The sequence below is a fragment of the Rhodospirillales bacterium genome, assembly GCA_016872535.1.
Classification (GTDB): domain Bacteria; phylum Pseudomonadota; class Alphaproteobacteria; order Rhodospirillales; family 2-12-FULL-67-15; genus 2-12-FULL-67-15.
On the sequence record VGZQ01000139.1, the window covers coordinates 1 to 3,592 of the forward strand.

The following is a 3,592-nucleotide window of genomic DNA, read 5'->3' on the forward strand; positions in this document are numbered from 1 at the left end:
TTTGCTTCGTGCGCGCCTGTTATCGGGGCGGCATCGTGCTCACCACCTACGGCCGTTCGTCGGGCTTCTGTATCGATCCGATCGAAAAAAAGCCGCTCAACCACTTTTTACCCGGCACGCCGATCCTTTCTTTCGGCACCGCCGGCTGCAATCTGACCTGCAAGTTCTGCCAGAACTGGTCGATCAGCAAGGCGCGCGAATTCGACAAGCTCGCCGACCGGGCCTCGCCCGAGGCGATTGCCCGCGCCGCCGAAAAGACCGGCTGTCGCAGCGTCGCCTTCACCTACAATGATCCGGTGATCTTCCTCGAATACGCCGTCGACGTGGCCAAGGCCTGTCACGCGCGTGGTATCAAGACGGTGGCGGTGACGGCGGGCTACATCTGCCCGGAGCCGCGCGCTGAATTCTACCGGCACATGGACGCGGCCAACGTCGACTTGAAGGGGTTCAGCGAACGCTTTTATCGCGACCTCTGCACCGGACACCTGGAATCGGTGCTCGATACGCTCCGCTACATCAAGCGCGAGACCCGGACCTGGCTCGAAATCACCACGCTCCTCATTCCGGGCGAAAACGACTCGGACGAGGAGTTGGACGCGCTCAGCCGCTGGGTGAACGCGGAGCTGGGGCCGGATGTGCCGTTGCACTTCTCCGCCTTTCACCCCGATTGGAAGATGACCGACAAGCCGCGAACGCCTTCCGCGACGCTCACGCGCGCGCGGACCATCGCCATGCGCAACGGGCTTCGTTACGTCTACACCGGCAACGTCCATGACCCCAAGGGCGGCAGCACCTGGTGCGCCAAGTGCGGCGGGCTGTTGATCGAGCGCGACTGGTACGACCTGACCGCCTGCAACCTGACGTTCGAGGGCAATCACAAGGGCGACTGCAAGTTCTGCGGCGAGCCCTTGCCGGGCGTGTTCGAGGGGCCGCCGGGAAACTGGGGCCGCAAGCGCGTTCCGGTGCGCATTGGGCGCGCGGGCGAATCCCCGCGCGCATAATAAAATGCGCTCCTATCGGGGCGCGGTCGCTGACAGGGACGGCGGGACCTGTTAGACAGGGTTTCCTTATCGGATTCCCCGTCCATGTCCCGCAAGCAACTCATCGCCCTCGCGCTCAAGGTCCTGGTCTCCATCGGCCTGATCGTCTGGCTGTTCGAGGCGAAGATGGACGTGGGCGCCATCGGCGAGCGGCTCCGGCAAGTGGCGCCCCTCTGGCTTGCGGCCGGGCTGGCCGTGTTCCTGGTCCAAGCGCTGATCGGAGCCATGCGCTGGAAAGTGGTGGCGGATACGGTCGGGCCGCGACTCCCTTACGGATCGGCGCTCCGCTTCTTCTTCGTCGGCTTGTTCTTCGGCCAAGTTTTTGCGGTCGGCGGCGACGCGATGCGCGTCTACAAGGCGTATCGCGCGGGCCTCGGCTTGGCCCCGGCCTTTAACGGCGTGTTCCTGGAACGGGCGGGCACCATCCTCGCGCTCCTGTTGGTGGTCGCCGCCACCAGCCCGATTCTGTTCGGGCGGGTCGAGACGAGCATGGCAGGCACGTTGCTGTTCGTCGCGCTGCTGGCGCTCGCGGGCGGTCTGGTCGGGATCGTGCTGCTGCTCCAGATCGACCGGTTGCCGCCGACCCTGGACCGCTTTCGGGCGGTTCGCGGTTTGCGTGCCGTCGCCGCCGACACGCGCCGGGTTTTTCTCTCGCCCGGGCCGCTCATGCGGCTGCTGGTATGGGGCGGGCTGACCCATCTCAACCTGACGTTCGCGGTCTTTATCCTGGCGCGCGGACTCGCGGTTCCGGTGACGTGGATCGAATGTCTCGCCTTGATCCCGCCGGTCATCCTCGCCGCCACCTTGCCGATCTCGATCGGCGGTTGGGGCGTGCGCGAGGGCGCCATGATCCTGTCCCTCGGCCTCGTCGGGGTGGCGGAAAACGACGCCGGCGCGCTCTCGATCCTGGCCGGGCTGGTCGGAATCGCGATCGCCCTGCCGGGCGGCGTCCTCTGGTTGCTCGACCACGATCACCGTATAGTTTTCGACCCCAATGAAGGACAACGGCCATGAAGATTTCGTTCGCTAAGCCTGCCCTGCCGCGCCGGGGCGCCTATGTCGTTGGCGTCTATGCCGAGCGCAAGCTGAGCCCCAGCGCCAAGGCGCTCGACAAGGCGACCGGCGGCGTGGTCGCCCGCGCGCTCGCCGCGAGCCGCTTCAAGGGCAAGAAGAACCAGACCCTGCAGGTGCTGGCACCCGCGCGCTCGGGCCTCGACGTCATTTTGCTGGTCGGTCTCGGCGAAGCGAAAAAGATTGACGCGATGACGATGCAGGAAGCGGGCGGCACGGCCTACGCGGCGCTGGCCAAGGGCGGAGCGACCTCGGTCGCGGTCGCGGTCGATGCGCTGGAAGGGAGCAAGATACCGACAGCCGAACTCGCCGCCGAACTGGCGTTCGGAATCAAGCTCCGCTCCTACCGCTTCGACAAGTACCGGACCAAGGAAAAGGCCGAGGACAAGCCCGCGCTCAGGGCGGCGACGGTCCTGGTCGCCGAACCGGACAAGGCGCGCGCGCGTTACGTCGTGCTCGAGCGCATTGCCGACGGGGTTTTCTTCACCCGCGATCTGGTGTCGGAACCGCCCAACGTCCTTTATCCGGAAACGCTCGCCAAGGAGGCGCAGACGCTCTCGAAGCTCGGGGTCAAGGTCGAGGTGTTGGGCGTTCCCGAAATGAAGAAGCTCGGCATGAACGCGCTCTTGGGCGTTGGCCAGGGCAGCGCCAAGGAATCGAAGCTGGTGGTGATGGAATGGAAAGGCGCCGGCGCGGCTAAGGCCAAGAAGGGTAAGGAATCCGGCCCGGTCGCCTTGATCGGCAAGGGCGTGACCTTCGACACCGGCGGTATTTCCCTGAAACCCGGCGCCGGAATGGAAGAGATGAAATGGGACATGGGCGGCGCCGGCGCTGTGATCGGCGCCATGAAGTCGATCGCGGGACGTAAGTCCAAGGCGCACGTGGTCGGCCTGGTTGGGTTGGTCGAGAACATGCCCGACGGCAACGCCCAGCGTCCGGGCGATATCGTCAAGTCCATGTCCGGGCAGACGATCGAAATTCAGAACACCGACGCCGAAGGGCGCCTCGTGCTCTCCGACGTGCTGTGGTACGGCAAGACCCGGTTCAAGCCGCGGCTGATGATCGACCTCGCGACGCTCACGGGCGCGATTGTGATCGCCCTCGGCCACGAATACGCGGGGCTCTACGCCAATGACGAGGAACTGGCCGCGCGCCTGATCGAGGCCGGCGGCAAGGTCGGCGAGCGGGTATGGCGGATGCCGCTGGACGAGGCTTACAACAAGATGATGGATTCGGACGTCGCCGACATGAAGAACATCTCGGGCTCGCGCGACGCCGGCAGCATCACGGCGGCGCAATTCCTGCAGCGTTTCGTCGACAAAACGCCGTGGGCGCACCTCGACATCGCTGGCATGGCCTGGACCAATAAGGAGAAACCGACGGTACCGAAGGGCGGCACCGGCTTCGGGGTGCGGCTGCTCGATCGCCTGGTGGCGGATTTCTACGAATGACCGAGGTCGCCTTCTATCACCTGCAACGGT

At 65.4% G+C, this 3,592-nt stretch carries 3 protein-coding genes; all 3 read left to right on the forward strand.

The genetic code is table 11. The annotated features are described in order from the left end of the window. A partial coding sequence (amrS, locus tag FJ311_16025) for an AmmeMemoRadiSam system radical SAM enzyme (GenBank protein ID MBM3952942.1) occupies positions 1–1,001 on the forward strand: 1,001 nt, incomplete at its 5' end. Between the two features lie 84 nt (positions 1,002–1,085). Then, complete coding sequence (locus FJ311_16030) at positions 1,086–2,054, forward strand: flippase-like domain-containing protein (GenBank protein ID MBM3952943.1); 969 nt, start codon at positions 1,086–1,088, stop codon at positions 2,052–2,054. Further along, a complete protein-coding gene (locus FJ311_16035) occupies positions 2,051–3,562 on the forward strand; it encodes a leucyl aminopeptidase (protein ID MBM3952944.1) in 1,512 nt (503 codons plus the stop codon). The genes FJ311_16030 and FJ311_16035 overlap by 4 nt, the downstream gene beginning before the upstream one ends. The last annotated feature ends 30 nt before the right edge of the window (positions 3,563–3,592 follow it).

Excerpts from the sequence above, each read along its gene's own strand:
- FJ311_16035 (MBM3952944.1), top strand. The coding sequence starts at position 2,051 with ATGAAGATTTCGTTCGCTAAGCCTGCCCTGCCGCGCCGGGGCGCCTAT.
- FJ311_16030 (MBM3952943.1), top strand. The coding sequence starts at position 1,086 with ATGTCCCGCAAGCAACTCATCGCCCTCGCGCTCAAGGTCCTGGTCTCC.